Origin of the sequence: Nocardia asteroides, assembly GCF_900637185.1 — a bacterium.
GTDB classification, from domain to species: domain Bacteria; phylum Actinomycetota; class Actinomycetes; order Mycobacteriales; family Mycobacteriaceae; genus Nocardia; species Nocardia asteroides.
Genome location: NZ_LR134352.1, coordinates 5509602 through 5535620, shown reverse-complemented (window position 1 = coordinate 5535620; position 26019 = coordinate 5509602). Strand labels below are relative to the sequence as shown.

28 protein-coding genes are annotated in these 26019 nt (G+C 71.1%); 20 read left to right on the top strand and 8 right to left on the bottom strand.

Annotated features, from left to right (window positions below):
* The first annotated feature begins 160 nt into the window (after positions 1-160).
* Genes EL493_RS25905 through EL493_RS25890 form a run of 4 tightly spaced genes read left to right on the top strand, consistent with a single transcriptional unit; the run spans position 161 to position 4310 of the window.
* Complete coding sequence (locus EL493_RS25905) at positions 161-835, top strand: DNA-binding response regulator (RefSeq protein ID WP_019048078.1); 675 nt, start codon at positions 161-163, stop codon at positions 833-835.
* The gene (locus tag EL493_RS25900) at positions 832-2052 is read left to right on the top strand and encodes a sensor histidine kinase (RefSeq protein ID WP_019048077.1); all 1221 of its coding nucleotides are present in this window, start codon (positions 832-834) and stop codon (positions 2050-2052) included. Before EL493_RS25905 ends, EL493_RS25900 begins: the two co-directional genes overlap by 4 nt.
* Positions 2045-3070: a hypothetical protein gene (locus tag EL493_RS25895; protein WP_019048076.1), complete on the top strand. Its 1026-nt coding sequence runs from the start codon at positions 2045-2047 to the stop codon at positions 3068-3070. The genes EL493_RS25900 and EL493_RS25895 overlap by 8 nt, the downstream gene beginning before the upstream one ends.
* 40 nt (positions 3071-3110) lie before the next feature.
* The gene (locus EL493_RS25890) at positions 3111-4310 is read left to right on the top strand and encodes a winged helix-turn-helix domain-containing protein (RefSeq protein ID WP_019048075.1); all 1200 of its coding nucleotides are present in this window, start codon (positions 3111-3113) and stop codon (positions 4308-4310) included.
* Positions 4311-4320: 10 nt separating this feature from the next.
* Here the strand turns inward: EL493_RS25890 and EL493_RS25885 are convergent, their stop codons facing one another.
* Positions 4321-4767 (bottom strand): toxin-antitoxin system HicB family antitoxin, encoded by a 447-nt coding sequence (locus EL493_RS25885; RefSeq protein WP_019048074.1) that lies wholly within the window; start codon positions 4765-4767, stop codon positions 4321-4323.
* A 148-nt stretch (positions 4768-4915) separates the two neighbouring features.
* Here EL493_RS25885 and dapA point away from each other — a divergent pair, with 148 nt between their 5' ends.
* Complete coding sequence (dapA, locus tag EL493_RS25880) at positions 4916-5824, top strand: 4-hydroxy-tetrahydrodipicolinate synthase (protein ID WP_019048073.1); 909 nt, start codon at positions 4916-4918, stop codon at positions 5822-5824.
* Entirely contained in the window at positions 5821-7854 is a 2034-nt protein-coding gene (locus EL493_RS25875; RefSeq protein ID WP_019048072.1) for a ribonuclease J, read from the top strand. The genes dapA and EL493_RS25875 overlap by 4 nt, the downstream gene beginning before the upstream one ends.
* A 52-nt stretch (positions 7855-7906) precedes the next feature.
* Here the strand turns inward: EL493_RS25875 and EL493_RS25870 are convergent, their stop codons facing one another.
* Positions 7907-8461, bottom strand: coding sequence for a hypothetical protein (locus EL493_RS25870; protein ID WP_019048071.1), 555 nt, complete (start codon positions 8459-8461; stop codon positions 7907-7909).
* A gap of 29 nt (positions 8462-8490) precedes the next feature.
* Positions 8491-8937, bottom strand: coding sequence for a DUF4189 domain-containing protein (locus EL493_RS32520; RefSeq protein WP_170211472.1), 447 nt, complete (start codon positions 8935-8937; stop codon positions 8491-8493).
* A 234-nt stretch (positions 8938-9171) separates the two neighbouring features.
* On the opposite strand from EL493_RS32520, the gene EL493_RS25860 reads away from it, so the two are divergent.
* A complete protein-coding gene (locus EL493_RS25860; RefSeq protein ID WP_036836336.1) occupies positions 9172-11733 on the top strand; it encodes a DNA translocase FtsK in 2562 nt (853 codons plus the stop codon).
* A gap of 259 nt (positions 11734-11992) precedes the next feature.
* On the opposite strand, the gene EL493_RS25855 is transcribed toward EL493_RS25860, so the two are convergent.
* Positions 11993-12319: a hypothetical protein gene (locus tag EL493_RS25855; protein ID WP_022565635.1), complete on the bottom strand. Its 327-nt coding sequence runs from the start codon at positions 12317-12319 to the stop codon at positions 11993-11995.
* 15 nt (positions 12320-12334) lie between these two features.
* Between EL493_RS25855 and EL493_RS25850 the strand changes: the two genes are divergently transcribed.
* The gene (locus tag EL493_RS25850) at positions 12335-13315 is read left to right on the top strand and encodes a TerC family protein (protein WP_019048068.1); all 981 of its coding nucleotides are present in this window, start codon (positions 12335-12337) and stop codon (positions 13313-13315) included.
* A gap of 55 nt (positions 13316-13370) precedes the next feature.
* Here the strand turns inward: EL493_RS25850 and EL493_RS25845 are convergent, their stop codons facing one another.
* Both EL493_RS25845 and EL493_RS25840 read right to left on the bottom strand, forming a co-directional pair.
* A complete protein-coding gene (locus EL493_RS25845; protein ID WP_019048067.1) occupies positions 13371-13655 on the bottom strand; it encodes a YciI family protein in 285 nt (94 codons plus the stop codon).
* Positions 13656-13711: 56 nt separating this feature from the next.
* Positions 13712-14278 (bottom strand): amino-acid N-acetyltransferase, encoded by a 567-nt coding sequence (locus EL493_RS25840; RefSeq protein ID WP_019048066.1) that lies wholly within the window; start codon positions 14276-14278, stop codon positions 13712-13714.
* A 173-nt stretch (positions 14279-14451) separates the two neighbouring features.
* On the opposite strand from EL493_RS25840, the gene pgsA reads away from it, so the two are divergent.
* The 5 genes from pgsA (at position 14452) to pspM (ending at position 18213) form a co-directional block, all read left to right on the top strand.
* A complete protein-coding gene (gene pgsA / locus EL493_RS25835) occupies positions 14452-15108 on the top strand; it encodes a CDP-diacylglycerol--glycerol-3-phosphate 3-phosphatidyltransferase (protein WP_019048065.1) in 657 nt (218 codons plus the stop codon).
* A complete protein-coding gene (locus tag EL493_RS25830) occupies positions 15105-15596 on the top strand; it encodes a CinA family protein (RefSeq protein ID WP_019048064.1) in 492 nt (163 codons plus the stop codon). The genes pgsA and EL493_RS25830 overlap by 4 nt, the downstream gene beginning before the upstream one ends.
* Before the next feature lie 91 nt (positions 15597-15687).
* Positions 15688-16140, top strand: a complete 453-nt coding sequence (locus EL493_RS25825; protein ID WP_030202849.1) for a helix-turn-helix domain-containing protein — start codon at positions 15688-15690, stop codon at positions 16138-16140.
* Between the two features lie 195 nt (positions 16141-16335).
* Complete coding sequence (locus EL493_RS25820; protein WP_022566369.1) at positions 16336-17160, top strand: PspA/IM30 family protein; 825 nt, start codon at positions 16336-16338, stop codon at positions 17158-17160.
* 198 nt (positions 17161-17358) lie between these two features.
* Positions 17359-18213 carry a phage shock envelope stress response protein PspM gene (gene pspM, locus EL493_RS25815; RefSeq protein WP_022566370.1) on the top strand — a complete coding sequence of 285 codons (855 nt, stop codon included), beginning with the start codon at positions 17359-17361 and terminating at the stop codon, positions 18211-18213.
* A gap of 24 nt (positions 18214-18237) precedes the next feature.
* Here the strand turns inward: pspM and EL493_RS25810 are convergent, their stop codons facing one another.
* Positions 18238-19725: a carboxylesterase/lipase family protein gene (locus EL493_RS25810; protein ID WP_019048060.1), complete on the bottom strand. Its 1488-nt coding sequence runs from the start codon at positions 19723-19725 to the stop codon at positions 18238-18240.
* A gap of 198 nt (positions 19726-19923) precedes the next feature.
* On the opposite strand from EL493_RS25810, the gene EL493_RS32515 reads away from it, so the two are divergent.
* The 5 genes from EL493_RS32515 to EL493_RS25790 all read left to right on the top strand — a co-directional run bounded on the left by EL493_RS32515 (position 19924) and on the right by EL493_RS25790 (position 23572).
* A complete protein-coding gene (locus EL493_RS32515) occupies positions 19924-20100 on the top strand; it encodes a hypothetical protein (protein ID WP_019048059.1) in 177 nt (58 codons plus the stop codon).
* A 25-nt stretch (positions 20101-20125) separates the two neighbouring features.
* Positions 20126-20836, top strand: coding sequence for a PIG-L deacetylase family protein (locus tag EL493_RS25805; protein ID WP_030202847.1), 711 nt, complete (start codon positions 20126-20128; stop codon positions 20834-20836).
* 66 nt (positions 20837-20902) lie between these two features.
* Positions 20903-22054, top strand: a complete 1152-nt coding sequence (locus tag EL493_RS25800; RefSeq protein WP_022566371.1) for a glycosyltransferase — start codon at positions 20903-20905, stop codon at positions 22052-22054.
* A gap of 89 nt (positions 22055-22143) precedes the next feature.
* A complete protein-coding gene (locus EL493_RS25795) occupies positions 22144-22335 on the top strand; it encodes a DUF3046 domain-containing protein (RefSeq protein ID WP_030202846.1) in 192 nt (63 codons plus the stop codon).
* A gap of 7 nt (positions 22336-22342) precedes the next feature.
* Entirely contained in the window at positions 22343-23572 is a 1230-nt protein-coding gene (locus tag EL493_RS25790) for an aminoglycoside phosphotransferase APH(3') (RefSeq protein ID WP_019048055.1), read from the top strand.
* A gap of 19 nt (positions 23573-23591) precedes the next feature.
* On the opposite strand, the gene EL493_RS25785 is transcribed toward EL493_RS25790, so the two are convergent.
* Positions 23592-24107 (bottom strand): CGNR zinc finger domain-containing protein, encoded by a 516-nt coding sequence (locus EL493_RS25785; protein ID WP_019048054.1) that lies wholly within the window; start codon positions 24105-24107, stop codon positions 23592-23594.
* A 126-nt stretch (positions 24108-24233) separates the two neighbouring features.
* Here EL493_RS25785 and EL493_RS25780 point away from each other — a divergent pair, with 126 nt between their 5' ends.
* Both EL493_RS25780 and recA read left to right on the top strand, forming a co-directional pair.
* Positions 24234-24686 carry a nuclear transport factor 2 family protein gene (locus EL493_RS25780; RefSeq protein WP_030202844.1) on the top strand — a complete coding sequence of 151 codons (453 nt, stop codon included), beginning with the start codon at positions 24234-24236 and terminating at the stop codon, positions 24684-24686.
* A 158-nt stretch (positions 24687-24844) separates the two neighbouring features.
* Entirely contained in the window at positions 24845-25882 is a 1038-nt protein-coding gene (gene recA / locus EL493_RS25775) for a recombinase RecA (RefSeq protein ID WP_019048052.1), read from the top strand.
* The last annotated feature ends 137 nt before the right edge of the window (positions 25883-26019 follow it).

Genomic DNA, 26019 nt, shown 5'->3' with positions numbered 1-26019 from the left:
CGCACCGGAATACGGCTGGTCGCGTCGCCGCCACGACGGCGGCGATGGTCCGGCCCCGAATTCTGGTGGGCTGACATCCGGGCGCGCGATGCGGTAGAACTCGACTCCGACGGGTCGCGGGTCGGCCGCGCAGTGGTGTGTCGAGGATGGGGAGTGTCGGGTGAGCGAGTTGGAACAGACTCCGGTGGTGCGGCGGATCGGGCTGGTCGAGGACCACGAGTCCGTGGCGATCGGCCTCGCGGCCATGCTCGGCCCCGAGCCGGACCTCGACCTGGTCGCCACCGCCGACACCGTGGCCGGCCTGCTCGCCGCCGACGACGCGCTGGACCTGGTGGTGCTCGACCTGCGCCTACCCGACGGCTCCAGCCCCGAGGACAATGTGACCGCGCTGCGCGAACGCGGCATCGAGGTGCTGGTGTTCACCGGCGCCGACAACGCCTTCCTGGTGCGCTCCGCCGCCAAAGCCGGGGTGCTGGGCGTGCTGCGCAAGTCCGAGAGCGTGGCCACCGTGGTCGCGGCCGTGCGCGCGGCGGCCTCGGGCGAACAGGTCGTCACCACCGACTGGGCCGCGGCCATCGACGGTGACCCGCAGCTGTCCGACGTGGGCCTGAGCCCGCGCCAGGAAGAAGTGCTCATGCTGTACGCCTCGGGGGAGAAGGCGTCGCGGGTGGCCCGGCTGACCGGGCTGTCCGAGCAGACCGTCAACGACTACCTCGGCCGCATCCGGCAGAAATACGCCGACGCGGGCAGGCCCGCCCCCACCAAGACCGACCTGTACAAACGGGCCGTCGAGGACGGCTGGCTGCCCGTGCCGGAACGGCAGCAGCGCACATGACCGCCACCGCGGTCCGGCCTGCGACCGCACCCGCCGCCGCGGACACCGAGCTGTCCCGGGCGGCGACCGATCAGATCCTGCGCAGGCTCGGTGTGGTCATCGGCGTCGGCGCGGTGATCGTGATGACGCTGGAACTGCCCGCGGTGCTGATCCAGCCGGTCAACCGGTCGATCTGGCCCGAAGTCCACCTGATCGCGGCGTACGCGCTGTTCCTGCCGCTGGCGATGGTGTCGGCGCGCGGACCGGTCGCCGCGATCCGCCGGGTCGCCGGCGCGGCGGCGATCTGCTACTTCGCGGCGACGGTGACGACGCCGCTGGTGTACTCGGTGGTCTCGATCGGGTCCTTCGCGTCCTGGCCCTATCGCGGGCTGGTGCTCGGGGTGATGGCCGGCGGGCTGGCCTGGTCGGGCCGGCTGGCGGCCGGGTTCGCCGCGGTGCTCGCGGTGGCGACCAGTGCCTCCAATGCCGCTGTGGTGCCGGACAGTTCGGCCTGGGCGCTGTTCGGCGACATCACCAGGGCGCTCGGGGTGGCGGCGCTGTTCCTGTGGTGCGTGGTGTACGCGCGCACCGCGGCCGAGCGTGTCGACCGGGAAGCGGTCCGGCAGCGTTCGCGCGCCGCGACGGTCGCGGCGACGGCGGCCAGGGAACGCGAGGGTGCCCGCTTCGCCGCGCTCATCCACGACGCGGTGCTGTCCACCCTGCTCGAGGCCTCGCGGGCGGGGGAGTCGTCCGCGGTGCTGCGTTCCCAGGCCGCGCGCACCCTCGACCAGCTCGACCAGGCCCGCAGCGCGCCCGAACTCGACCATCTCGACGCGGCCGCTGCCGTGGAGTTCCTGCGTGCCGCCGTGCGCGAGGTCGACCCCGACGTGCACGTGCAGGACTTCCGGCGCGGTGCGGACCTGTGCCTGCCGCTGGAAGCCGCCCAGGTCCTGGGCGCGGCGCTGAGCGAAGCCGTGCGCAACAGCCTGCGCCACGCCGACGTGGCCGGCCGGCGGGTCCGGCGCGAGGTATCGATCACCGTGGCCACCGGCGGGATCAGGGTGGCGCTCACCGACGACGGCGCCGGCTTCGACCCCGCCCGGGTACCCGCCGATCGGATGGGCATCGCGGGCAGCATCCTGGGCCGGATGCGCACCCTCGCCGGTGGGGCCGCGTTCGTCGAGTCCGCGCCCGGCGCGGGCACCGTGGTGACCCTGGTGTGGGGCAGCGATGGCTGAGCGGGACCTGCCCTTCGGCATTCGCGATCTGTTCGGCCTCAGCGACGGCATGGCGTGGCTGTTCGTGGTGATCTTCGAGGCCACCATCGTGATGTACCTGCGGGTGAACTTCGACATCGTGCCGCCGATCCCGGCCGCCTGCGCGCTGGTGCTGATGGCCGTGGCCGCGCTGGTGGTGCTGGTGTTCCCGGTGGACCCGCTGCCCTGGCCCGCCACCGCCTACGTCGCCTGCGCCGGGCCGGTGGCGATGGCGCTGACGGTGCCGTGGGTGCAGAACCCGGTCGGGTTCTCGCATCAGCTGTGGACCGCCTACCCCACCTCCTATCTGCTGGCCATGCTGGTGCTGCGCGGGCGGATCCTGTCGGCCTGGCTCGGGGTGGCCGCCGCCGCGACGGTGCTGATCACGATGGGGGTGTTCACCACCTGGCATCCGGAGACGGTGGTGCGGGCGCTGACCCCGGTGGCCACCGTCGGCGTGGTGACGGTGTTCATGGCCATCGTGCGGCCCACCCAGCGCTCGCTGCGCGAACTGCGCGGCCAGGCCAACCGGCGCGCCGCCACCGAGGCCGCGCTCTCGGCCGCCAGCGCCGAACGCGACCGGCAGCTGGCCCGGCTCGACCAGGTCGCCCGCCCGATCCTGGCCCGGATCGCCGAGGGCGCCCGGCTCACCGCGGCCGAACGCGAACAGTGCCGGTTGCTCGAAGCCGAACTGCGCGACGGCCTGCGCGCCCCCGAACTGGTCACCGAACGGCTCAGCGCCGCCGCCCGGGGCGCGCGCGGCCGCGGCGTCGAGGTGACCCTGCTCGACGACGGCGGCTTCCGTGGCGTCCCGACCTGGGTGCGCGCCAACGTGATCGACGCCGCCGTCGCCGAACTCGACACCGCCGACGCGGGCACCGTCACCGTGCGGGTGCTGCCGATCGGGCGAAGGTGGGTGGCGACGGTGCTGGCCGCCGGGCCGCTGGGGGACCGGCGCACCGAGATCGATACCGCCGGGGTCGTGCGGGTCTCCACCTGAGCCCGCCGCACCTGTCGGACCCCTGTGCCAGGCTGAGCGGATGCAGCGGATGAATGCGGCGACGGCCCGGCGGATCGCGCTGGCCGCGCAGGGTTTCGGTAAGCGCAGACCGGCCAAGCCGAACCGCCGGGCGGTGCTCGACGTGGTCGCCAGAACCCGCCTGCTGCAACTGGATTCGGTCTCGGCCGTGGTGCGGGCACACTACGCGCCGGTGTTCAGCAGGATCGGTCCCTACGACCGCACCCTGCTGGAGCGAGCAGCCTGGTCCGACAGTCCGCGGGCCCGGCGCGGCCTGGTCGAGTACTGGGCGCACGAGGCCGCGCTGATCCCCGTCGCCGACTGGCCGCTGCTGCGCTGGCGGATGACCGAGTACCAGGACGGGCGCTGGGCGGGGATGCGCAAGGCCGCCGAACGCAATCCGACCCTGGGCAAGGACATCCTCGACGTGGTCACCGAGGTCGGCGCCGCCAGCGCCGGTGAGATCGAACGGCATCTGGAGCTGGACAAGCCCCGCGCCAAGGGCACCTGGTGGAACCTGAGCGACACCAAACTGGTGTGCGAGCAACTCTTCGCCGCGGGCGAGCTGTCGATCGCGCGCCGCGCCGGTTTCACCCGGCACTACGACCTCACCGAGCGGGTCGTGCCCGCCGACGTCCTGGACCGGCGCGTCCCCGAGGACGAGGCCGTGCGCGAACTGCTGCGCCGGTCCGCCCGCGCGCTCGGCATCGGCACCGAGGCCGACCTGCGCGACTACTACCGGCTGCAACGCCGCCAGAGCGCGCCCGCGATCGCCGATCTCGTCGACGCCGGTGAGCTGATCCCGGTCGACGTCGACGGCTGGGACGCGCCCGCCTACCTGCACCCGGAGGCGAGCACCCCGCGCCGGATCACCGGCGCCGCGCTGCTGTGCCCGTTCGACCCGTTGATCTTCTTCCGCCCACGCACCCAGCGGATCTTCGGCTTCCACTACCGCATCGAGATCTACACACCCGAACCCAAACGGGTGCACGGCTACTACGTCTTCCCGTTCCTGCTCGACGGCGAGCTGGTCGGCCGGGTGGACCTGCGCGCCGAGCGCGGCAGCGGCAGGCTGCTCGCACCCGGCGCCTTCGCCGAACCCGGCCACGCCACCGCCGAGACCGCGGCGGCGCTGCGCACGGCGCTGCGCGAGATGGCCGACTGGCTCGAGCTCGACGAGGTGGTCATCGGCGAGCGCGGTGATCTGGCGCCCCTGCTGTGACCGGGCGCGGTCACCAGCCCTTCGAGCCCGGGCCGCGCATCTGATCGCGCAGCGCGCCGGTGACGGCACCGGAGAGCCACGAGTTCAGCGACTGGCCGTTCTGCGCCGCCGCCTCCTCGGCCTTGGACTTGAGCTGCTCGACCAGCCGCAGGGTGACGCGGCTGATGTCGCCGGTCATCTCCTCGAAGGTCGGCGGCTCGTCGGAGCCCGTCGCCGTGTTCTTGCGCACGTCGGCGACCGCCTCGGTGCCCTCCAGGCGCACGTGCACGGTGCGGTCACCCAGCTCGGTACTGATCTCGGCGGCCAGTTCCGACAGCGCCGAGAGCAGCACCAGCCGGCTCGAACTCTCCACCGCCGCGGCCAGTGCGGCGGCGGTGGCCTGCGTTTTCTCGTCGCCGAGGGCGGCGGCGGCGATCAGTTCCTCGCGCAGCCGCGCGGTATGAGCGTTCAGATCCATGACACCAGTCTGGCGTCATAAATGACATCACGCAAGGAACCCGTGGCGTCACCGCTGTCCTGGGACAACGGTGAAAAACACCCACCGGCAGCCGGATCGGGCGCTAGGGTGTCGAGGCTGGTTCGGCGACCGGGTAGCCTTTCTGACCATGACGAACGGTGAATCGACGCCAACGGAGCTGCACGCGTCCGGCACGGTAGGTGTCGCGATGGTGACCCCCTTCAGCGCTGCGGGCAAGCTCGACGTCGATGCCGGTGTGGCACTGGCCGCGCGCCTGGTGGACCGTGGCGTGGATCTGCTGGCGATCTCGGGCACCACGGGCGAGTCGCCGACCACCACCGAGCAGGAGAAGGCCGAACTGCTGCGCGCGGTCGTCGACGCGGTCGGCGACCGGGCCACCATCATCGCCGGTGCGGGCACCTACGACACCGCGCATTCGATCGAGCTGGCGCGCGCCGCCGAGAACGCGGGCGCGCACGGCCTGCTGGTGGTGACCCCCTACTACTCCCGCCCGACGCAGGAGGGTCTGCTCGCGCACTTCACCGCGGTCGCCGACGCCACCGCCCTGCCCGTGACGCTCTACGACATTCCGCCGCGGTCGATCGTGCCGATCGCCATCGACACGATCCGCCGCCTCGCCGAGCATCCCAATATCGTCGCGGTCAAGGACGCCAAGGGCGACCTGGTCTCCGGCGCCGACCTGATCGCGACCACCGGCCTGGACTTCTACTCCGGCGACGACGGGCTCAACCTGCCCTGGCTCTCGGTGGGCGCCACCGGCTTCATCAGCGTGATCGGCCACATCGTGCCCGACCGCCTGCGCGAGATCCACCAGGCCTACACCGCCGGCGATGTGGCCAGGGCCAGGGAGATCAACGCGACACTGCTGCCGCTGTTCGCGGCCATGACCCGCCTGGGAGGTGTGGCGATGTGCAAGGGAGCGCTCAAGTTGCTCGGCGTCGACGTGGGTGAGCCCCGGTTGCCGCAGCTGATGCCCACCTCGGACCAGCTCGACGAGCTGGCCCTCGATCTGCAGGCCGTGGGGGTGACGGCATGAGCGAGCCCGTCGCGCGCCGTCCGCGCCGCCGTTCCGCCTCCCGCGCCGCGGGGGCACCCGAACCCACACCCGTCGAGACCCCGCAGGCCGCCGACACCGCGGCACCGGCCCAGCCGGTCGCCGAGATCGTCGCCGAGGCGAATCTGGTGGGCGCCGCCGAGGTCGGCACCGATCTGATCAGCGTCCCCGAGGAGCAGGCCACCGCGCCGAAGAAGGCGAGCTCGCGGCGCGCCAAGGCCAAGCAGCCCGCCGAGCAGGCCCCGCAGCAGCAGTCTCGCGGTGGCGGCCGGGGCAGGCAGGGCGGCGGCCGCGGCCGTGGCGCGGCCGGCACCGCCGAACCGCGGGAGAAGGCGGCCCAGGACAAGCTCGGCGCCCCGCCGAAGCTGCCGAAGAACGGCCTGCGCGTGTTCGCGCTCGGCGGCATCGGCGAAATCGGCCGCAACATGACGGTCTTCGAGTACAACGGCAAGCTGCTGATCGTCGACTGCGGCGTGCTGTTCCCCGAGGACCAGCAGCCCGGCGTCGACCTGATCCTGCCCGACTTCCGGCCCATCGAGGACCGGATGGACGACATCGTCGCCATCGTGCTCACCCACGGCCACGAGGACCACATCGGCGCGGTGCCGTTCCTGCTGCGCAACCGCCCCGACATCCCCGTGATCGGCGCCAAGTTCACCCTCGCGCTGGTCGCCGCCAAGTGCCGCGAGCACCGGCTGCAGCCCAAGCTCATGGAGGTCGCCGAGGGCGAGACCACCGTGCACGGCCCGTTCGAGTGCGAGTACTTCGCGGTCAACCACTCCATCCCGGACGCCATCGCGGTCGCCATCCGTACCGAGGCGGGCGTGGTCCTGCACACCGGTGACATCAAGCTCGACCAGCTGCCGCTGGACGGGCGTCTCACCGACCTGGCCGGCTTCTCGCGCCTCGGCGACGAGGGCGTCGACCTGTTCCTGGTCGACTCCACCAATGCCGAGGTCCCCGGCTTCGTCACCCCCGAACGCGAGATCGGCGGGGTCCTCGACAATGTCATCGGCAAGGCGCGCAACCGCGTCATCGTGGCGTCCTTCGCCAGCCATGTGCACCGCATCCAGCAGGTCGTGGACGTGGCGCAGAAGTACAACCGCAAGGTGTGCTTCGTGGGCCGCTCGATGGTGCGCAACATGCAGATCGCCCAGGATCTGGGCTATCTGACGGTGCCCGACAACGTGGTCGTCGACCTCGACGCCGCCGCGAACCTGCCCGGCAACCGCCTGGTGCTGATCTCCACCGGTTCCCAGGGCGAACCGCTGTCGGCGCTGGCCCGGATGGCGCGTGGCGACCACCGCCAGATCAACATCCGCGCCGACGACCTGATCGTGCTGGCCTCCTCGCTGATCCCCGGCAACGAGAACTCGGTGTTCGCCGTGGTCAACGGCCTGGCCCGGCTCGGCGCCACCGTCATCACCCAGCAGAACGCGAAGGTGCACGTCTCCGGCCACGCCTCGGCCGGCGAGCTGCTCTACCTGTACAACGCGGTGCGCCCCACCAACGCCATGCCGGTGCACGGCGAATGGCGGCACCTGCGCGCCAACGCCGCGCTCGCGGTGGCCACGGGCGTGCCCGAGGAGCGCGTGGTGCTGGCCGAGGACGGCGTCGTGGTCGACCTGGTCGACGGCATCGCCTCCATCGTGGGCCGGGTGCCGGTCGGGCACGTCTACGTCGACGGCCTCTCCGTCGGTGACGTCGGCGAGTCGACCCTGTCGGACCGGCTGGTCCTCGGTGAGGGTGGCTTCATCTCCATCACCGTCGTCATCGACTCGACCACCGGCAAGGCGGTCAGCACCGAGCTCAACGGACGTGGCTTCTCCGACGACCCGAACGCCATCAACGGCGCGAACGAGCTGGTCGAGGCCGAGCTGCTGCGCCTGGCCGGCGAGGGCATCACCGACACCCACCGCATCGCCCAGGGTGTGCGCCGGGTGGTCGGCCGCTGGGTCGCCGACACCTACCGCCGTCGCCCGATGATCGTGCCCACGGTCATCGGCGTCTGATCCGCTACGCGAGAACCGCCGGGAGACAAGGTCTCCCGGCGGTTTCGTCGTCTCAGGCCTGGCAGGCCGCGGAGTCGAGCTGGGCCGACTTCACGATATTGCAGGCGAAGGTGTGCGAGACCTTCCACGAATCGTCCTCGGCGACGAAGTCGACGAAGGCGTTCTGGACCGGCTTGCCGTCGATGGTGACGTCGGCGTCGGCCTTGAGCTTGCCGTCGGCGGGTTCCCCGACGGTGGTGATCGCGACGGTCACCTTGTTCTTCTTCGCGGCGTCGACGAACTTGTCGACCAGCATCGGGTCCTGGTCGGCGTCCTCGATGTAGGTCTTCTTCTCGTCCCCGGTGAGCTGACCGGCCAGCGCCTTGTTGATCCGGCTGTTCAGCTCGGCCGCGGTGGGCTTGGGCAGATTCGGCGGGGTGGTGGGCGCGGGCTCGCCACCCTCCTCCTTGCCCTGCTTGGTGTTGCCCGATTCGAACGCTCCGCCCGCGGCGGTCGTGCTCTGGCCACCGGTCGCGGTGGTGTCGGAGCCGGAACCGCAGGCGGTGAGCCCGAGTGCCGCGACGATCGCGACGAGGGCGGCGGCGGTCTTGAATGGACGGTTGTTCACTACAACTCCCCGGGTCGTGGTCGAAAGATTCACAGCTGGTAACCGCTCGTGCAGTTCCAGTGCTTGATGGAGGCGTTGCCCGGATTGCTGTTCAGTGCTTCACGTTTGGCGCCGCCGATGGTCGCGGCGTTGCCGTAGCTCCACCAGCCGCGCGAGATCGCGATGGCGCCGCAGCCGTTGCGATAGGACACCTTCACATCGCAGCCACCGCCGCCACCGCCGCGCCGGCAGGCCGCCATGGCGCCCGCCTCGGCATCGGCGTAACTGCCGTAATCGGTGGCGTACCCGTAGACCCCCGCCCGGACCGATGCCGCGATGGCACCGTAGTAGCTCGCTTGCGCGTTCGCCGGCGCGATGTGCCCCGCGAACAACGCCGCGGTCGTGGCACCGAACACGGCAGCGCTGGTGAGCAGTCTCTTCACTTGTAGGTTCCCCTTCACAAAACACGGGCCGTCGGCCCGATCGAGCGCAGTCAACGTACCGAGCCGATCGGCGCCCGCGCCAGCGCTGCGGCGGTCCAACGGCCGAAATACAGGCGTTCGCCAAGGTTTCGATAAGCCGACACCCGCGAAACGCGGTTCCGGGCGAGTTTTCCGCGCGCTGACCGGGGCCCCGCTACCTGCGACTCCGGGTGAGATCAGCGTCGCAACCGGGGTGGGGCCAGTGTTGCGGATGGTCCGGACGGTGCCCGAGCGGCTAGCCTGATGGTCATGGCAGGTAAGTCCCGCAGCACCACCACCTCTCGGGCGCGGGCGGGAACGAGCCGGGGGCAGACGCCGCCGGCGCGCTCCCGTGCGGCGGCTCCGCGAGCGTCGGCGGCGCCGCGTGGGCGCGCCACCCCCGCGCGCAAACCGGTCAAACGCGCGTCGAACACGGCGCCATTGGCGGTGATCGGACGCGGTGTCGGCAGCGGCTGGACCATGCTGGCCCGCGGTGTCGGCGCCACCACTCGCACGCTCAGCCGTGCCGGCGAGATCGAGCACGGGCACCGACGCGACGGCATCGGCCTGGCCCTCATCGCGCTGAGCGCGATCATCGCGGCCGCCATGTGGCTGTCGGCGGGCGGGCCGGTCGGCCGGTTCCTCGAAGACATCGTGCGCGCCGTCGCCGGTACCGCCGGTGGGCTCGCGCCGCTGCTGTTCATCGGCCTGGCCGTGGTCCTCATGCGCACCGAACCGCACCCCGAGATCCGGCCGCGCCTGGTCCTGGGCGGCCTGCTGGTGGTGCTGCCCGCGCTCGGCGTGTGGCACCTGGCGGCCGGTTCGCCCACCGACGCACACGGGCGCTCGCGGGCGGCGGGCGTGCTCGGCTACGCGATCGGCGGCCCGCTCGGCCAGGGCCTCACGCCCTGGCTGGCCTTGCCGATCCTGCTGCTGGCCATGATGTTCGGCGTGCTGCTGCTCACCGGCACCACCGTGCGCGAGGTCCCCTCGGCGCTGCGCGAGTACTTCGGCCTCGGCGAGCACCACGACGACGACCCGTACGATCCGGCGAACTACGACGAGGACGGATTCCCGGTCCACCGCAGCCGAACCCGCCGCCGTGGCCGCACCCCGGACGACAATTACCCACCCGACGAGTTCGCCGGCTCCGACGCGCTCACCGAGTCGCTGGGCGAACCGCCGCTGCGCGAGGCCAAGCAGCTGCAGTTCGACGAGCAGCCCCCCGCGCCCGAACCGGCGCCCAAGCCGGCCCGGAAACGCCCGCCCGCCAAGGCCGTCGACCAGACCCCGCCGCCGCCCGCGGAACCGGAGTTCGTCACCGACCGCGTCGTGGACGGCGACTACACACTGCCGCCGCTGACCCTGCTGCTCGACGGCGACCCGCCCAAGAAGCGTTCGGCCGCCAACGAATCGATGATCGAGGCGATCACCGAGGTGCTGGTGCAGTTCAAGATCGACGCCGCGGTCACCGGTTTCGTGCGCGGCCCGACCGTCACCCGCTACGAGGTGGAGCTCGGCCCCGGCGTGAAGGTCGAGAAGATCACCGCGCTGCACCGCAATCTGGCCTACGCGGTGGCCACCGAGAACGTGCGCCTGCTCGCGCCGATCCCGGGCAAGTCCGCGGTCGGCATCGAGGTGCCCAACTCCGATCGCGAGCTGGTCCGCCTGGCCGACGTGCTCAAATCGCCGCACACCCGCAACGACCACCATCCGCTGGTGATCGGGCTCGGCAAGAACATCGAGGGCGAGTTCGTCTCGGCGAACCTGGCCAAGATGCCGCACCTGCTGGTGGCCGGTTCCACCGGTTCCGGTAAGTCGAGTTTCGTCAACTCGATGCTGGTCTCGCTGCTGCACCGGGCCACCCCCGACGAGGTCAGGATGATCCTGATCGACCCGAAGATGGTGGAACTCACCCCGTACGAGGGCATTCCGCACCTGATCACGCCCATCATCACCCAGCCGAAGAAGGCCGCCGCCGCGCTGGCCTGGCTGGTGGAGGAGATGGAGCAGCGCTATCAGGACATGCAGGCCAACAAGGTCCGCCACATCGACGACTTCAACAAGAAGGTCAAGTCGGGCCAGATCACCGCGCCGCTGGGCAGCGAACGCGTGTACCGGCCGTACCCGTACATCCTGGCCATCGTCGACGAGCTCGCCGACCTGATGATGACCGCGCCGCGCGACGTCGAGGACGCGATCGTGCGGATCACCCAGAAGGCGCGCGCCGCGGGCATCCACCTGGTGCTGGCCACCCAGCGCCCCTCGGTCGACGTGGTCACCGGTCTGATCAAGACCAACGTGCCCTCCCGGCTGGCCTTCGCCACCTCCTCGCTCACCGACTCGCGCGTCATCCTGGATCAGCCGGGCGCGGAGAAGCTGATCGGCATGGGCGACGGCCTGTTCCTGCCGATGGGCGCCGGTAAGCCGACCCGGTTGCAGGGCGCGTTCATCTCCGACGAGGAGATCCACGCGGTCGTCGAGTTCAGCAAGACCCAGGCCGAACCGGAGTACCAGGAGGGCGTCACCGCCGCCAAGGCGGGCGAGGCCAAGGACGTCGATCCCGATATCGGCGACGACATGGACGTGCTGCTGCAGGCCGTGGAGCTGGTGGTCACCTCGCAGTTCGGGTCCACCTCGATGCTGCAGCGCAAGCTGCGCGTCGGCTTCGCCAAGGCGGGCCGGTTGATGGACCTGATGGAGACGCGCGGCGTCGTCGGCCCCAGCGAGGGCTCGAAGGCACGCGACGTGCTGGTCAAGCCCGACGAGCTGGACGGGCTGCTGTGGTCGATCCGGGGCGGCGACCCCGGCGCCGGTGCCGAGGACGAGTAGGTCTGCGCGCGCCGGGCGGCGCGCGTTGCTGGTTTGCTCTGACCGTGCCGGGAGCAGTCGGCGACGAACGAGGAGGGACCGTGGCTCACCGCGGAGTCGAACCGCGCGTCCGGGCCTTATGAGAGCCCGTCGGCACCTGCGTGAGCCGAGAAGGGATGGGTGATCGCCCCGGCCGCGGACACGAGTCGGGGGAGGGGTGGCCACGGCGGGCCGCAACGGGAAAAGGAACGGTGCCTGGGTCAGGCCGGGACGGTGCCGGTCAGCAGGCGTCGGCCGCGCGCGAAAGGCGCTGCGGCGGCACGGCACCCGGGGAGTGCCGGAACATGTCGACACGACGTTCGTTGTACGCGGTGGATCCGATCACGGCTCGCTCCTCTCGTGGTGCGGTGGTTGGTGTCTGGCGATGCGACGACGGTAGCAGCGCGCGGGCCCGCCGGTAAACGGCTTTTTTCGCGCCTGCCCTCGCGACGCGCCGACCGGCCCGTGCGCTGGTCAGCGGGCGTGTGTGTGAAATCATGACGGGCAAGCGTTCCGCAAAGCCGACTGAAACGGACATTTCGGGCATGATGGACGGCATGAACTTCATCGATCGGACCACCACATGCAGGTGACCACGCTCGAGTGGGTGATCACCGGACTGGTGATCCTCGGCTTGTTCGTCTTCGACTTCTTCGCCCATGTCCGCACGCCGCACGAACCCACCTTCAAGGAATCGGGTTTCTGGTCGGCGGTCTACATCGGCCTCGCCCTGCTGTTCGGCCTGTTCGTCGCCTGGAAGTGGGGCGGCACGTACGCGGGGGAGTACTACGCCGGCTTCGTCACCGAGAAAGCCCTCTCGGTGGACAACCTGTTCATCTTCCTGATCATCATGAGCACCTTCGCGGTGCCCCGGATCTACCAGCAGAAGGTGCTGCTGATCGGCATCGTGCTGGCGCTGGTGATGCGCGGTGTGTTCATCGCCGTCGGCGCGGCCGCGATCAGCGCGTTCAGCTGGGTGTTCTACCTGTTCGGCGCGTTCCTGATCTACACCGCGTTCAACCTGCTGCGCGAGAGCGGGCACGAGGTCGAGCACGAACAACAGCGCGACAGCCGCATCGTCGCGCTGGCCAAGCGGATCCTGCCCACCACCGACCAGTACGACGGTGACAAGCTCATCACCCGGATCGACGGCAAACGGGTGGTCACCCCGCTGCTGCTGGCGCTGCTGGCCATCGGCTTCGCCGACCTGCTGTTCGCGCTGGACTCGATCCCGGCCATCTACGGCCTCACCGAGCAGCCGTACCTGGTGTTCACCGCCAACGCCTTCGCCCTGATGGGTCTGCGCCAGCTGTACTTCCTCATCGGCGGCCTGCTCGACCGCCTGGTGTACCTGTCCTACGGCCTGGCGGCCATCCTCGCGTTCATCGGCATCAAGCTGGTGCTGCACGCGCTGCACGAGAACACGCTGCCGTTCATCAACGGCGGTGAGCACGTGAGCGTGCCGGAGATCTCCACCCCGGTCTCGCTGAGCGTCATCATCGGCATCCTGGTGGTGGCGACGGTGGCGAGCCTGCTGCGCACCCGCAACGCCGAGAAGGCCTGACCGCGCACTGCCCGGAACCGTTGAGGTTCCGGGCAGTGTCGTGTCCCTGGCTTCGCTACTCGGCGAAGGCGCCCATCACCGGCAGCCACTCCACCACGCGCACGGCCTCGATCAGGCCCTTCAGCGCGAACGGGTCCTCGCCGAGCAGTTCGGTGAGCGAGGCGGCATCCGCGGCGCGGAAGATCAGCAGCGCGCCGGTGCCGTCCGGGTAGGGGCCGCTGGTGAGCACCGTGCCCGCGTCGACCAGGGCGTGGAGCCAGCCACGATGCTCGGGGCGGTGCGTGGCGCGGTCGGCCGCGGTGGCGTCGGTGTAGGTGTAGTGGACGGCAAAAATCGGCACGGGCGTATCACTTTCTGGTGAGTGCCCGGTGACGCCGGGCGCGGTCGAGCGGAATCTCAGAGCGTCAGCAGCATGCGGGTGTTGCCGAGGGTGTTCGGCTTGACGTAGCTCAGGTCCAGGAATTCGGCGACGCCGGTGTCGTAGGACCGGCACATCTCCGCGTACACCTCGGCGGTGACCGGCGTGCCGTCGATCTCGACGAAACCGTGCCTGCCGAAGAAGTCGGTCTCGAAGGTCAGCACGAACAGCCGCTGCAGCTGCAACTCCCGCGCGACCGTGATCAGCCGGTCCACGACCGCGCCGCCCACCCCGCGGCCCTTCACGACCGGGTCGACGGCGACCGTGCGCACCTCGCCCAGATCGGCCCACAGCACGTGCAGCGCACCGCAACCGACGACCTGCCCGTCCAGCTCGGCCACCCAGAATTCCTGGACCGACTCGTACAGCGTGACCAGGTTCTTCTCCAGCAGGATGCGACCCGCGTACTCGTCGACCAGACGCTTGATCTCGGGGACGTCGGAGGTTCGCGCTCGTCGCACGATCACGCCGGGAACGTGCGCCGCGGTGGGCGCGGCGGATTGCGCGTCGCTGGTCGAACCACTCCGTGGTCCCCGTGAGGTCATGGGGTGCACAGTAGTCGGCCCGGTTACCGATAGTCTGAACATGTGCCGCACATCCTGTCGTTCCGCTCACCGCATCGCGCCGGGCTCGACGACCGGGTGGGGCGGTGTCCCCGGCGTGAGCAAACCGCGCGCGATCCGGGTCGATGTCGGCGCAGTGCCGGAGAGGGTGGGGCATGAGCGTGCGACCGGAAGAGATCGATCGTGGGTGGGAGGCCGCCGCGCCGCCGGGCGCGCTACCCGAGCGTGCCGAGGCGCACGTTCCCCTGCTCAACATCGCCAATGTGCTGACCATCGCGCGGATCGCGCTGGTCCCGCTGTTCGTCCTCGCGCTGTTCGCCGAGGGTGGGCACGACACCCGCTGGCGCTGGGCGGCCGCGGCCCTGTTCGGGCTGGCCGCGATCACCGATCGCTTCGACGGGCAACTGGCCCGCAAATACGGTCTGGTCACCGACTTCGGCAAGCTCGCCGACCCCATCGCCGACAAGGCGCTGATCGGTTCGGCCCTGATCGGGCTCTCGATCCTGGGCGATCTGCCCTGGTGGATCACCCTGGTCATCTGCGGCCGTGAGATCGGCGTGACGCTGCTGCGGCTGGTGGTCGTGCGCCGGGGCGTCATCCCGGCCGGGCGGGGCGGCAAGCTCAAGACGCTGGTGCAGTCGATCGCCATCGCGATGCTGCTGCTGCCGCTGTCGGGCGCCTTCGCCACCGCGGGCATGGTGCTGATGTACGTGGCCGTGGCGCTGACGGTGATCACCGGCCTGGACTATGTCGGGCAGGCGGCCCGGCTGTGGCTGGCCGGTGGACGCTCGCGGGGCGAGTCGCCCGCGTGAGCGATCCCCTCGTCGACGGCGCGCCGGTCGCCGAGCTGGTCAGGGCACTGAACGCGGCCGGGCAGACGGTCGCCACCGCCGAATCGCTCACCGCGGGCCTGCTGGCCGCCACCGTGGCCGGTGTGCCCGGGGCCAGCACGGTGCTGCGCGGGGGCCTGATCGTCTACGCCACGGACCTGAAGAACCGCCTGGCCTGCGTCGACGACGAGATCCTGCGGACCGATGGGCCGGTGGCCGCGTCGACCGCCGAACAGCTGGCCGTGGGAGCTCGGCAGTGCTGCGGCGCCGACTGGGGTGTCGGGTTGACCGGGGTCGCCGGACCCGATTCCCAGGACGGGCACCCGGTCGGGACGGTATACCTCGGATTGGCCGGTCCACAGCACAGTGAGGTGGTCCGGTTGAAACTGCACGGCGACCGGTGGACGATCAGGATCGGTGCCGCGCACTGCGCGGTGCGGGAGTTGCTGCGCTGTGTGACGACGAACTAGCCGCGGCCGGGAACCACCGGCCGATGCTCGACGTTGTGCCAGAAAGAGGTGAACACCGCTGCGGCGGTGACACGAGGTGGAGGAGAACGAGATGACGCTGCTGCGGGAGGCAATCGGGGACAGTCTGCGGCGTGCACGTCTCGCCCAGCATCGAACGCTGCGCGAGGTGTCCACCTCGGCGCGCGTGAGCCTCGGCTATCTGTCGGAAGTGGAGCGCGGCCGCAAGGAAGCCTCCAGTGAACTGCTCGCCGCCATCTGCGAGGCGCTGGACGTGCCGCTGTCGCGGGTGCTGTGGGACGTGAGCACCATCATGGCGGGCGCCGACGGTTCGGCGCCGCGCGAGCCCGCGCTGACCGGCCCCGCCGCCGAGCGCGAGGCACCCGCGGCCGAGCCCGCCGCCGCCGAGCCCGCCGCCACGCCGGAGCCCGCCGCCACGGCGAGCGCGTCGGCGGACCAGGGCGCCCGGATCGGCATCGCCGAGGACACCCGGATCGTCATCCCGGCGCCGAGGGCCGAGATGCTGGTACTGGTGAAGGGAATGTGACGCGGCGAACCACGCGCCCGGGGCGCGAGACGCTGCGCGCAGTTGGTGAGAACGGATAGATTCTCATCAGGCGTCGATCGGGCCGGTCGCACCGGCCCGGGTGCCGCATGGTGAAGGATAAGCACATATCTGGTGCGTGACGGTCGCGCACCACACGTCGCACACGCGACGCACAGATGGAGGCGGGATCAATCGATGGCTAATCCGTTCGTGAAGGCCTGGAAGTACATGATGGCCCTCTTCGACTCCAAGATCGAGGAGCATGCGGATCCGAAGGTCCAGATTCAGCAGGCTATCGAGGAGGCGCAGCGTCAGCACCAGGCGCTGTCGCAGCAGGCGGCGTCGGTGATCGGTAACCAGCGCCAGCTGGAGATGAAGCTGAACCGCCAGCTCGACGAGGTCGAGAAGCTCAACGCCAACGCCCGTCAGGCCGTCACCCTGGCCGATCAGGCGTCCGCCGCGGGCGACACCGAGAAGGCGATCCAGTACACCAACGCCGCCGAGGCGTTCGCCGCGCAGCTGGTCACCGCCGAGCAGTCGGTGGAAGACCTCAAGGTGCTGCACGACCAGTCCCTGCAGGCCGCCGCGCAGGCCAAGAAGGCGGTCGAGCAGAACGCGATGATGCTGCAGCAGAAGGTGGCCGAGCGCACCAAGCTGCTCAGCCAGCTCGAGCAGGCCAAGATGCAGGAGCAGGTCTCGGCCTCGCTGCAGCAGATGGACTCCACCCTGTCCGCACCCGGTTCCACCCCCAGCCTCGACGCGGTGCGCGACAAGATCGAGCGGCGCTACGCCAACGCGCTCGGTGCCGCCGAACTGGCACAGAACACCGTGCAGGGCCGCATGATGGAGGTCCAGCAGGCCAGCATCCAGATGGCGGGCCACAGCAAGCTCGAGCAGATCCGTGCCTCGATGCGCGGCGACGCCCTGCCCACCGGCAACAACGCCCAGGCGATCGACCCGGCCAAGCCGCAGCCCGCCCAGGCACCGCAGATCAACAAGGGCCAGACCGCGCAGCAGTGACCTGACCGTCGTGGCCCCCGGGTCCCGCCGAGCAGGCGCCGTCGTCCAGACCACGGCGCCCGGTCGGCGGGGTCACCGCGATCGCCGACCCGTCCGGGTCGTCGCCGGGGTCGTGCGGTCGGCCCGCGGTGGGTTGTCAGGGGTAGGTGGTAGACCTGGGCGCTGCGGAGCTTGTCGGTGCGACGGAAGAATGAGGGCATGAGCGGGAGAACACGGCGCGAGCGGGCCGAGATCGCCGAGTCGACGGGGCCTGCGCTGCCCGCCGCGCCCGGTGGGGTGCCCGCCACCCTGCGGGAGGTCGGTGAGCAGGCGATGGTCGCCGTGCGGCGCTGGGCCGACCCGCGCGAACGCGAACTGCGCCGGCGGCGCCGCGCCCGCCGGCGCAGCTTCCAGCTCGGCACCGCGTCGGGCATCACCACCGTCGGCGCGGTCGGGCTGGCCGTGGTCTCGGCGCCGGCCTGGGCGGTCGTCGTGATCGGCGGCGGCGCCGTCGCATTCGTCACCGGTACCGCGCTGAGTGCCCGCCGGTATCTGCAACTGCGCGGGCAGCCGCTGCCGCAGGCGGCGTTCGTCGCCCGGAAGTCACCGGGCCTGCGCTCGGTGGCCCGCGGTCCGGTCCAGCGCCTGATCCGCGCCGAACGCGCGCTGCACGGCCTGGGCGCCCAGATCGCCCGCACCCGGCGCCTGCCCGAGGACGAACTGCGCGACCTGCTCGAGACGGCCCGCTCGGGCTCGGCCGCCCTGCACGCGCTGGCCGCCGACATCGTCGCGATGGAACAGGCCGCCGACACCGTCGGGCGCGCCAATCCCGAGACCGTGACCGCACTGAAGACCACCGTCACCGGTGTGCTCGCTCGCCTGGAGACCGGCGTGCTGGAATACGAGCAGCTCGTCGCCGCGGCGGCGCGCATCCTGGCCGTGCCCGAGGACACCGTGGTCGCCTACCAGTTCAACGGGATCGTCGCCGACCTGCGCGAGGCCGCCGACCGGCTCGACGGCTGGGCCCAGGCACTGGCCGATCTGGCCGACGGAACCGTGCACCGGCCGCGATAGCCACGGCCGCACCGCCGGCGCGCGTCAGGCGATGGTCTGGCGCAGCGCGTCGAGTTCGGCGCCACGGGGATTCGCCACCGTCGACGATTCCGGCACGTCGAAGATCCGGACCCGCTTGTCCGCGCTGTCGAAGGCGGCCCAGCCCGGCTCGCCGTCGGTCGCGAAAGCTACCCAGGCCGCGTGGATCTCGTCGGCCAGCGCCTGTGGCGGATGCGGCCCGGTCAGCGAATGCGCCCCGGCGAGCGCGTCGAAGACGAACGGCACCTCCAGCACATGGCAGGCGCCCAGGCCGGGAAGTCCGGTGGGCCAGGCGAATTCGTAGACGTGAGTCGGCGCGCTCGCCGCGTTGGCCTCGGCGAAGTCCATGGTGCCCGCGCGGAAGCACCAGTCGGTGAGGATCGCGTTGAAGATCTCCGCCGGGGTCGCGTCGGGTCGCCCGGCCGAATAGGTCTGCGCCACCGCGGGATCGATGCCGTAGCGGGTGAGCACGAAGGGCAGGGTGTCGGCGGTGACGGCGGCGGCGATGCCGGTCGGCACGGTGAAGAACCGGAACTCGTCGGCGGTGGTGCCCGCGATGAGCGGCACCGCGCGTTCGGGATGGGCGGCCAGCACCGCGGCCGCGCCGCCGGGCACGATGTCGTCGTCGATCACCGGGAACAGGCTCATGATGCTCAGTCCCTGTGCGATCACCGACGGGCCCCAGCGCTGCGGGTCGGGATCGGTCATCAGCGCGAGCGCCACCGCGTTCTGCGCGGTCCGCAGCTGGTCGGGGCCGAGCTCGCCGAACGCGGCGGCCGTGGGTTCGATGCCGAGCTCGGCGGCCACCGCGGCCGCGACATTCCTGGCGTCGCGTGCGTCGGCGGCGACCGAGCCGTTGCCGCTCTGCATGATCGCGCGCCGGAACAGCCCGGTGGTCTGCGGTGCGGCGATGAGCGCGGCCACGCTCATCCCGCCCGCCGATTCCCCGAAGATGGTCACGTTGTCCGGATCGCCGCCGAAAGCCGCGATGTTCTCGCGCACCCACCGCAGCGCGAAGATCTGGTCGTGCAGGCCGCGATTGAGCGGCGCGCCGTCGATGACGGCGAACCCGGAGATGCCGAGCCGGTAGTTGATCGACACCAGCACCACACCGTCGCGGGCGAAGGCGGCGCCGTCGTAGATCGCGCGGGCGTTGGAGCCGCGCACGAACGCGCCGCCGTGGATCCACACCAGCACCGGCAGGCCGCTCGCGGCCGGATCCGGGGTCCACACGTTGGCATTGAGGTAGTCGTCGCCGGGGATGCCGTCACTGCCGATCAGGGCGTGGATCGGCGCGGGGTACGGCGACTGCGCGCAGGTCGCGCCCATGTCGGTGGCCTCGCGGACGCCGTCCCAGGCCGGGGCGGGCTCGGGCAGCTGGAAACGTTTCGCCCCGACCGGCGCCGCGGCGTAGGGCACTCCGAGGAACCGGGTGACGCCTGCCTCGGTCCGGCCGCGCACCGCGCCGCTGGTGGTCGTGACGATGGGTTCCATGGGTCCTCCTCGCGGTCGAGTCCCGATTATGGCCGTCGGCCCTGATCGCTGTCGGTCGTTTGCGGGCCGAAGGTCTCGGGGTGAACCCTGAGATCGTCCCCGATATCGGTGCTGACCTGGTGATTTATCGGATTCCGGGTGGGAGCATCGAAGGTGTCGGATCGCCGGAGGCGGTCGTGGAACGGACGAGGAGACATCATGGTCTGGAAAGTCATCGGCATCGTCGTGGTCGGACTGATCGCGTTCTGGATCATCGGGGCGCTGATCAAGGCGCTGCTGCCGGTCCTGGTGCTCGCGGCGCTCGGCGTCGGGGCCTACCTGCTGTTCAAGGCGGTGTCGGGGGCGAACGACCGGACCACGCTCACCAAGCCCTAGCCCCGCTGCGCCTAGCATGGGCCGGGTGGATCAGGTACCCGAGGACTGGCAGCGCGGCCTGGTGATCGTCGCGCATCCCGACGACATCGAATACGGTGCGGCCGCCGCCGTGGCGCGGTGGACGGCGCAGGGCAAGGACATCCGCTATCTGCTGGTCAGCCGGGGCGAAGCCGGGATCGCGGGGATGTCGCCCGCGGTGGCGGGGCCGCTGCGGGAGGTCGAGGAGATCGCCGGGGCGCGCGAGGTCGGGGTGCACACCGTGGAGTTCCTCGGCCACCCCGACGGCCGGATCGAAGGCGGGTTGGCGCTGCGGCAGGAACTGGCCGCCGCGCTGCGCAGGCACCGTCCGGAGCTGGTGGTGCTGTTCAACTTCGGTGACACCTGGGCGCCCGGGTTCGTCAACAGCGCCGACCATCGCGCGGTGGGCCGCTCGGCGCTGGACGCCATCTCCGACGCGGGCAACGAATGGATCTTCCCCGAGATCGCCGATCTGGAACCGTGGTCGGTGCGCTGGGCGGCCGTCGTCGGCCCGGTGATGACCCACGCCGTCGACGTCGGCGCGCAGTTGGACAAGGCGCGGGCCTCGCTCGCCGCGCACCGGCGCTACCTGCAGGTGCTCAGCGATGTGCCGGTCGAACAGCAGGTCGACGAGATCGTCACCCGTGCAACGGGTCCCAAGGACGGGTTCCCCGCCGAGCACGCGGTGGGCTTCGAATTGTTCACCTTCGCGGGCTGAGCCCGGCGGGCCGCCGCGGTTCGGCTGGGCGGCCCCCGGTGCCGAGGGGTATGGCAGTCTGGCCGCATGCGAGTAGCTGTGGTGGCCGGGCCCGATCCGGGGCATGCGTTTCCCGCGATCGCGTTGTGCCTGCGATTACTGGAAGCGGGAGACGAGCCGGTGCTGTTCACCGGTCCACGCTGGCTGGATCCGGCCAGAGACGCCGGAATCAGTGTGCGCAGACTCAAAGGGCTCGCGCCACGGCCCACCGACGACGACACCGACGCGGGCGCGCGCATCCACGAACGCGCCGCCCACATCGCGACCGAGAACCTGCCGGAGCTGAGCGCGATGCTCCCGGATCTGATCGTCTCCGACGTGCTCACCGCGGGCGGCGGCATGGCCGCCGAACGTCTCGAGCTGCCCTGGGTGGAACTGTCCCCGCATCCGCTGTACCTCCCGTCGAAAGCGTTGCCGCCCATCGGCAGCGGCCTCGCCCCCGGCGAGGGCGTGCGCGGTCGCATGCGCGACAACGTGCTGCGCACCATGACCGCGCGCGCGGTCCGCGCGGGCAACCGGCAGCGCGGCGCGGCCCGCGAGAGCATCGGCCTGCCCGCAGACGACCCCGGCCCCACCGCCCGGCTGGTGGCCACCCTGCCCGCCCTCGAGGTGGAGCGCCCGGACTGGCCCGCCGACACCCACGTCGTCGGGCCGCTGCTGTGGGAACCGACCGACGCGATCCTGCCGCGCCCGCCCGGCGCCGCGCCCCTGGTGATGGTGGCCCCCTCGACGGCGCACACCGGAGTGGCCGGCATGGTCGAGACGGTGCTGGCCGGCCTGGCGGGACAGGATGTGCGCGTGGCCGTCTCGATGCTCGACGCCCCACCGGCCGACCTGCCGGACTGGGCCACCGCGGGCCTGGGCCGCCAGGACGAACTGCTCACCCACGCCGCGGTCGTCGTCGGCGGCGGCGGGCACGGGCTGCTGGCCAAATCGCTGGCCGCGGGCGTGCCGGTGGTGACCGTGCCCGGCGGCGGCGACCAGTGGGAGCTGGCCAATCGCGCCGTCCGCCAGGGCAGTTCGGTGCTGGTGCGCCCGCTCACCGCGGAGGCGGTCGGCGCCGCGGTGCGGCAGGTCCTCGACGATCCCGCCTACGCCGCGGCGGCGGGCCGGGCGGCGGCGGGGCTGGCCGAAGTCGGGGACCCGGTCGAGGTCTGTCACGAGGCGGCCAAGCGGTAGCACCCCGCCGACGGCGTGTCGCCCGCGGCGCACCTGTGCGGGACCGGCGGCCCTGCCGGGGGTCGCCGAACGCGAGTATGTTGGGCAGCGTGCGGTTGACCGAATTCCAGGAGCTGATGCACACCGAGTTCGGCGTGGCGCGCGCCGACGCCATGCTGGCCGATCACGTGATCCCGGCCCTGGGCCGGACCGGCGCCGCCGCGATCGAGGCGGGCACCGACCCGCGTGACGTGTGGCGCGCCCTGTGCGCCGACTTCGATGTCCCCCGAAACCGATGGTGAGCAGGTCATGGCTGTGACAGCGCAGAACCCGGACACGCGTCCGTATCGGTTCGACGAGCGGTTGCGGATGATCCCGGTCGACCCCGAATCGCTCGCCGCCCGGGTCGCGGTCGCCGACCCGCGCGACTTCGGCGGGCTGCGCCGCCTCGGCATCGCCCTGATGCTGCTAGGCCGCCACGATGAGGCTCTGGACCGCCTCGACCAGGCGCTGGAACTGGCCGACACCGAACGCCGCCGGATCACCGTCTGGATCAATCTCGCCGACGTCTACCGCTATCAGGGCGAGCCGGCGCCCGCCGAGATCCTGTACCGCCGTGCCCTGGACGCCAGCCGGGCGCTGGACCCCGAACTCGTCTCCTTCGCCGCCCACCACCTGGGCAAGTCGCTCGCCGAGCAGCATCGTCCGGAAGAGGCGCAGGAACTGCTCAACGAGGCCATGCGGTTGCGGGTGGCCGACGGTGACGCCGAGCTGATCGAGTCGACCCGGGCCGCCCTCGAACACCTCGACGAACTGGCGCTCCCGCTGCCCCCGGCGGTCGCCGCCCTGCTCGGACCCGCGCCCGCGTGGTCGGGCGCGCACGCGGGCCGCGGCGGCAATCTCGTGCGGGCGGGCCGCTACTACGTCAAGCGCGGCCCGCGCGCCGTGGCCGAACACGACCGGCTGAACTGGCTGCGCGGCAGCGCGATTCCGGTGCCCGTGGTGGCCGCCTTCGCCGAGGACGTGCTCGTCCTGGCCGACGCGGACGCGGCGGCGCTCGCCGAGCGGACCACGGCCGAGGCCGCCGCGGTCGGGGAGCGGATGGGCCAGACGCTGCGGGCCCTGCACGCGCTGCCCGTCACCGGCTGCCCCTTCGACGGCAGGCTCGACGTGACGCTCGCGCAGGCCCGGCGCAATGTCGTCGAGGAACTCGTCGACGCCGCCGATTTCGACCCCGACCATCGCGATCTCACCCCGGCCGCGATCCTCGAACGCCTGCGGACCGAGCGCCCGGACCGCGAGGACACGGTGGTCGCGCACGGCGACTTCACGCCGGGCAATGTGCTCGACAATGGTGTGCTCCTCGACGTGGGCGCGCTGGGCACCGCGGATCGCTACCGCGACCTGGCCCTGGCCGAACGCGACCTGGCCGAGGATTTCGGTCCCGCCGCGGTGACGGCCTTCTTCACCGCCTACGGCCTGACCGCACCCGACCGCGCCAAGCTCGACTACTACCGCCTGCTCGACGAATTGTTCTGACGCCGGGACGGATTCGCGGTCAGCTGGTCCTGGCGTAGTGGCGCGCGGCCTTGGCGCGATTGCCGCAGGTGGCCATGGAATGCCAGCGGCGGGTGCCGTTCTTGGAGGTGTCGTAGAAGAACAGCACGCAGTCGGGGTGCGCGCACTGGCGGATCCGGTGCGGGGCCTCGCCGATCAGGCGCAGCAGATCGTCGGCGGCCAGCCAGCCGGGCAGCCAGGCCGGGTCGTCGACCTCGGGGATGTCGCGGGGGCCCTCGTCGGTGAGTTCGCGGCGGACGCGCCCGTGCGCGAGCACCCGGTTCAGCGCGGCGTGATCGGCGGCGGTGACCGCGGCGTGCACGGCGTCGCGGGCGGTGTGCAGCGCGGTGAGGGTGTGTTCGTCGGCGGGGACGCGGTCGGCGAGCCCGGTCAGCTCCAGCCACAGCCGCAGGCCGTCGAGATCGGTGAGCAGATCGCCGGGGGTGGCGCCGGCCCAACGGGTGTTGAGCAGGTCCAGAGCCGGTGGTTCGCCGGTGTGCGGCCGGGGATCGCGCATGCCTGAGGTTATCAACCCGACTCCTAACCACTGTGGTGACTTCACCGGTTGACGGCGGTGTGCCGTCGCTCTACTGTCTAACCTGTCAACGCGAGATAGATAGTTAACATTCCGGGAAGAGGTTCCATCGTGCGACCGCCACTGCCACCCTTCGACCTCGAGTCCGCGCGCGCCAAGGTGCTCGCCGCCGAAAACGCCTGGAACACCCGGGATCCCGAGCGGGTCGCCGCCGCCTACACCGAGGACTCGGTGTGGCGCAATCGCGACGAGTTCTTCACCGGCCACGCCGCGATCGTCGAGTTCCTCACCCGCAAATGGTCCACCGAGAACGGCTACGCCCTGCGCAAGGACCTGTGGGCGTTCCACGACAACCACATCGCCGTGCGCTTCCAGTACGAGTGGCACGACGAGACCGGGCAGTGGTGGCGCAGCTACGGCAACGAGCAGTGGGAGTTCGCCCCGGACGGGCGGATGGCCCGGCGCGAGGCCAGCATCAACGACGTCCGGATCGCCGAATCCGAGCGGCGGATCTTCGGTTCGCGCGCCGAGGGTGACGACTGGGTGCTGCCGCAGCGGTAGCCGGTGTGCGCCGGGATTGCCGGTCCTCGCGTGTTGCCGGGCGCGTCGCTTGACTCGAACAGGTGTTCGTCTAATCTGGTCGCCAGAACTTGTCGGTGCCGGCCTCTACTGTGGGCGCCAACCAGAGAGATACTCACCTCGAGAAGGGGACCAACATCATGGCACCGCAGGCCTACGATCGCGACAAAGCGCTGGAGCTGGCACTGGCGCAGGTGGAGAAGAGCTTCGGCAAGGGCGCGGTCATGCGTCTGGGCGAGGAGGCCCGCCAGCCCATCTCCGTCATCCCCACCGGCTCCATCGCCCTCGACGTCGCGCTCGGTATCGGCGGGTTGCCGCGCGGTCGCGTCGTCGAGATCTACGGTCCGGAATCCTCGGGTAAGACCACCGTCGCGCTGCACGCGGTGGCCAACGCCCAGGCCGCGGGCGGCGTCGCCGCCTTCATCGACGCCGAGCACGCGCTCGATCCGGACTACGCCCGCAAGCTCGGTGTCGACACCGACGCCCTGCTGGTCTCCCAGCCCGACACCGGTGAGCAGGCGCTCGAGATCGCCGACATGCTGGTGCGGTCCGGCGCCATCGACATCATCGTCATCGACTCCGTCGCGGCCCTGGTGCCGCGCGCCGAGATCGAGGGCGAGATGGGTGACAGCCACGTCGGTCTGCAGGCCCGCCTGATGAGCCAGGCGCTGCGCAAGATGACCGGTGCGCTCAACAGCTCGGGCACCACCGCCATCTTCATCAACCAGCTGCGCGAGAAGATCGGCGTGATGTTCGGCTCGCCGGAGACCACCACCGGTGGTAAGGCGCTGAAGTTCTACGCCTCCGTCCGCTTGGACGTGCGCCGTATCGAGACCCTCAAGGACGGCAGCGACGCGGTCGGCAACCGCACCCGCGTGAAGGTCGTCAAGAACAAGGTGAGCCCGCCGTTCAAGCAGGCCGAGTTCGACATCCTCTACGGCCAGGGCATCTCCAAGGAGGGCTCGCTGATCGACATGGGCGTCGAGCACGGCTTCATCCGCAAGTCGGGCTCCTGGTACACCTACGAGGGCGACCAGCTGGGCCAGGGCAAGGAGAACGCCCGCAAGTTCCTGCTGGAGAACACCGACGTGCGCGACGAGATCGAGAAGAAGATCAAGGAGAAGCTGGGCATCGGCGCCGACCTCACCGCCGAGGCCGACGCTCCCGCCGACTTCTAGCCGATGGGCTCGCCGACCTCCAGCGGCCGGGCGCCCCGCGACGCGGTGGATCCGGTCGAGGACATGCGCAGGCAGCTGGCCCGCCTCGGCATCGAGGTGGCGCCGGAGGCACCGGGTCGGCGGGACTCCGACCGCGG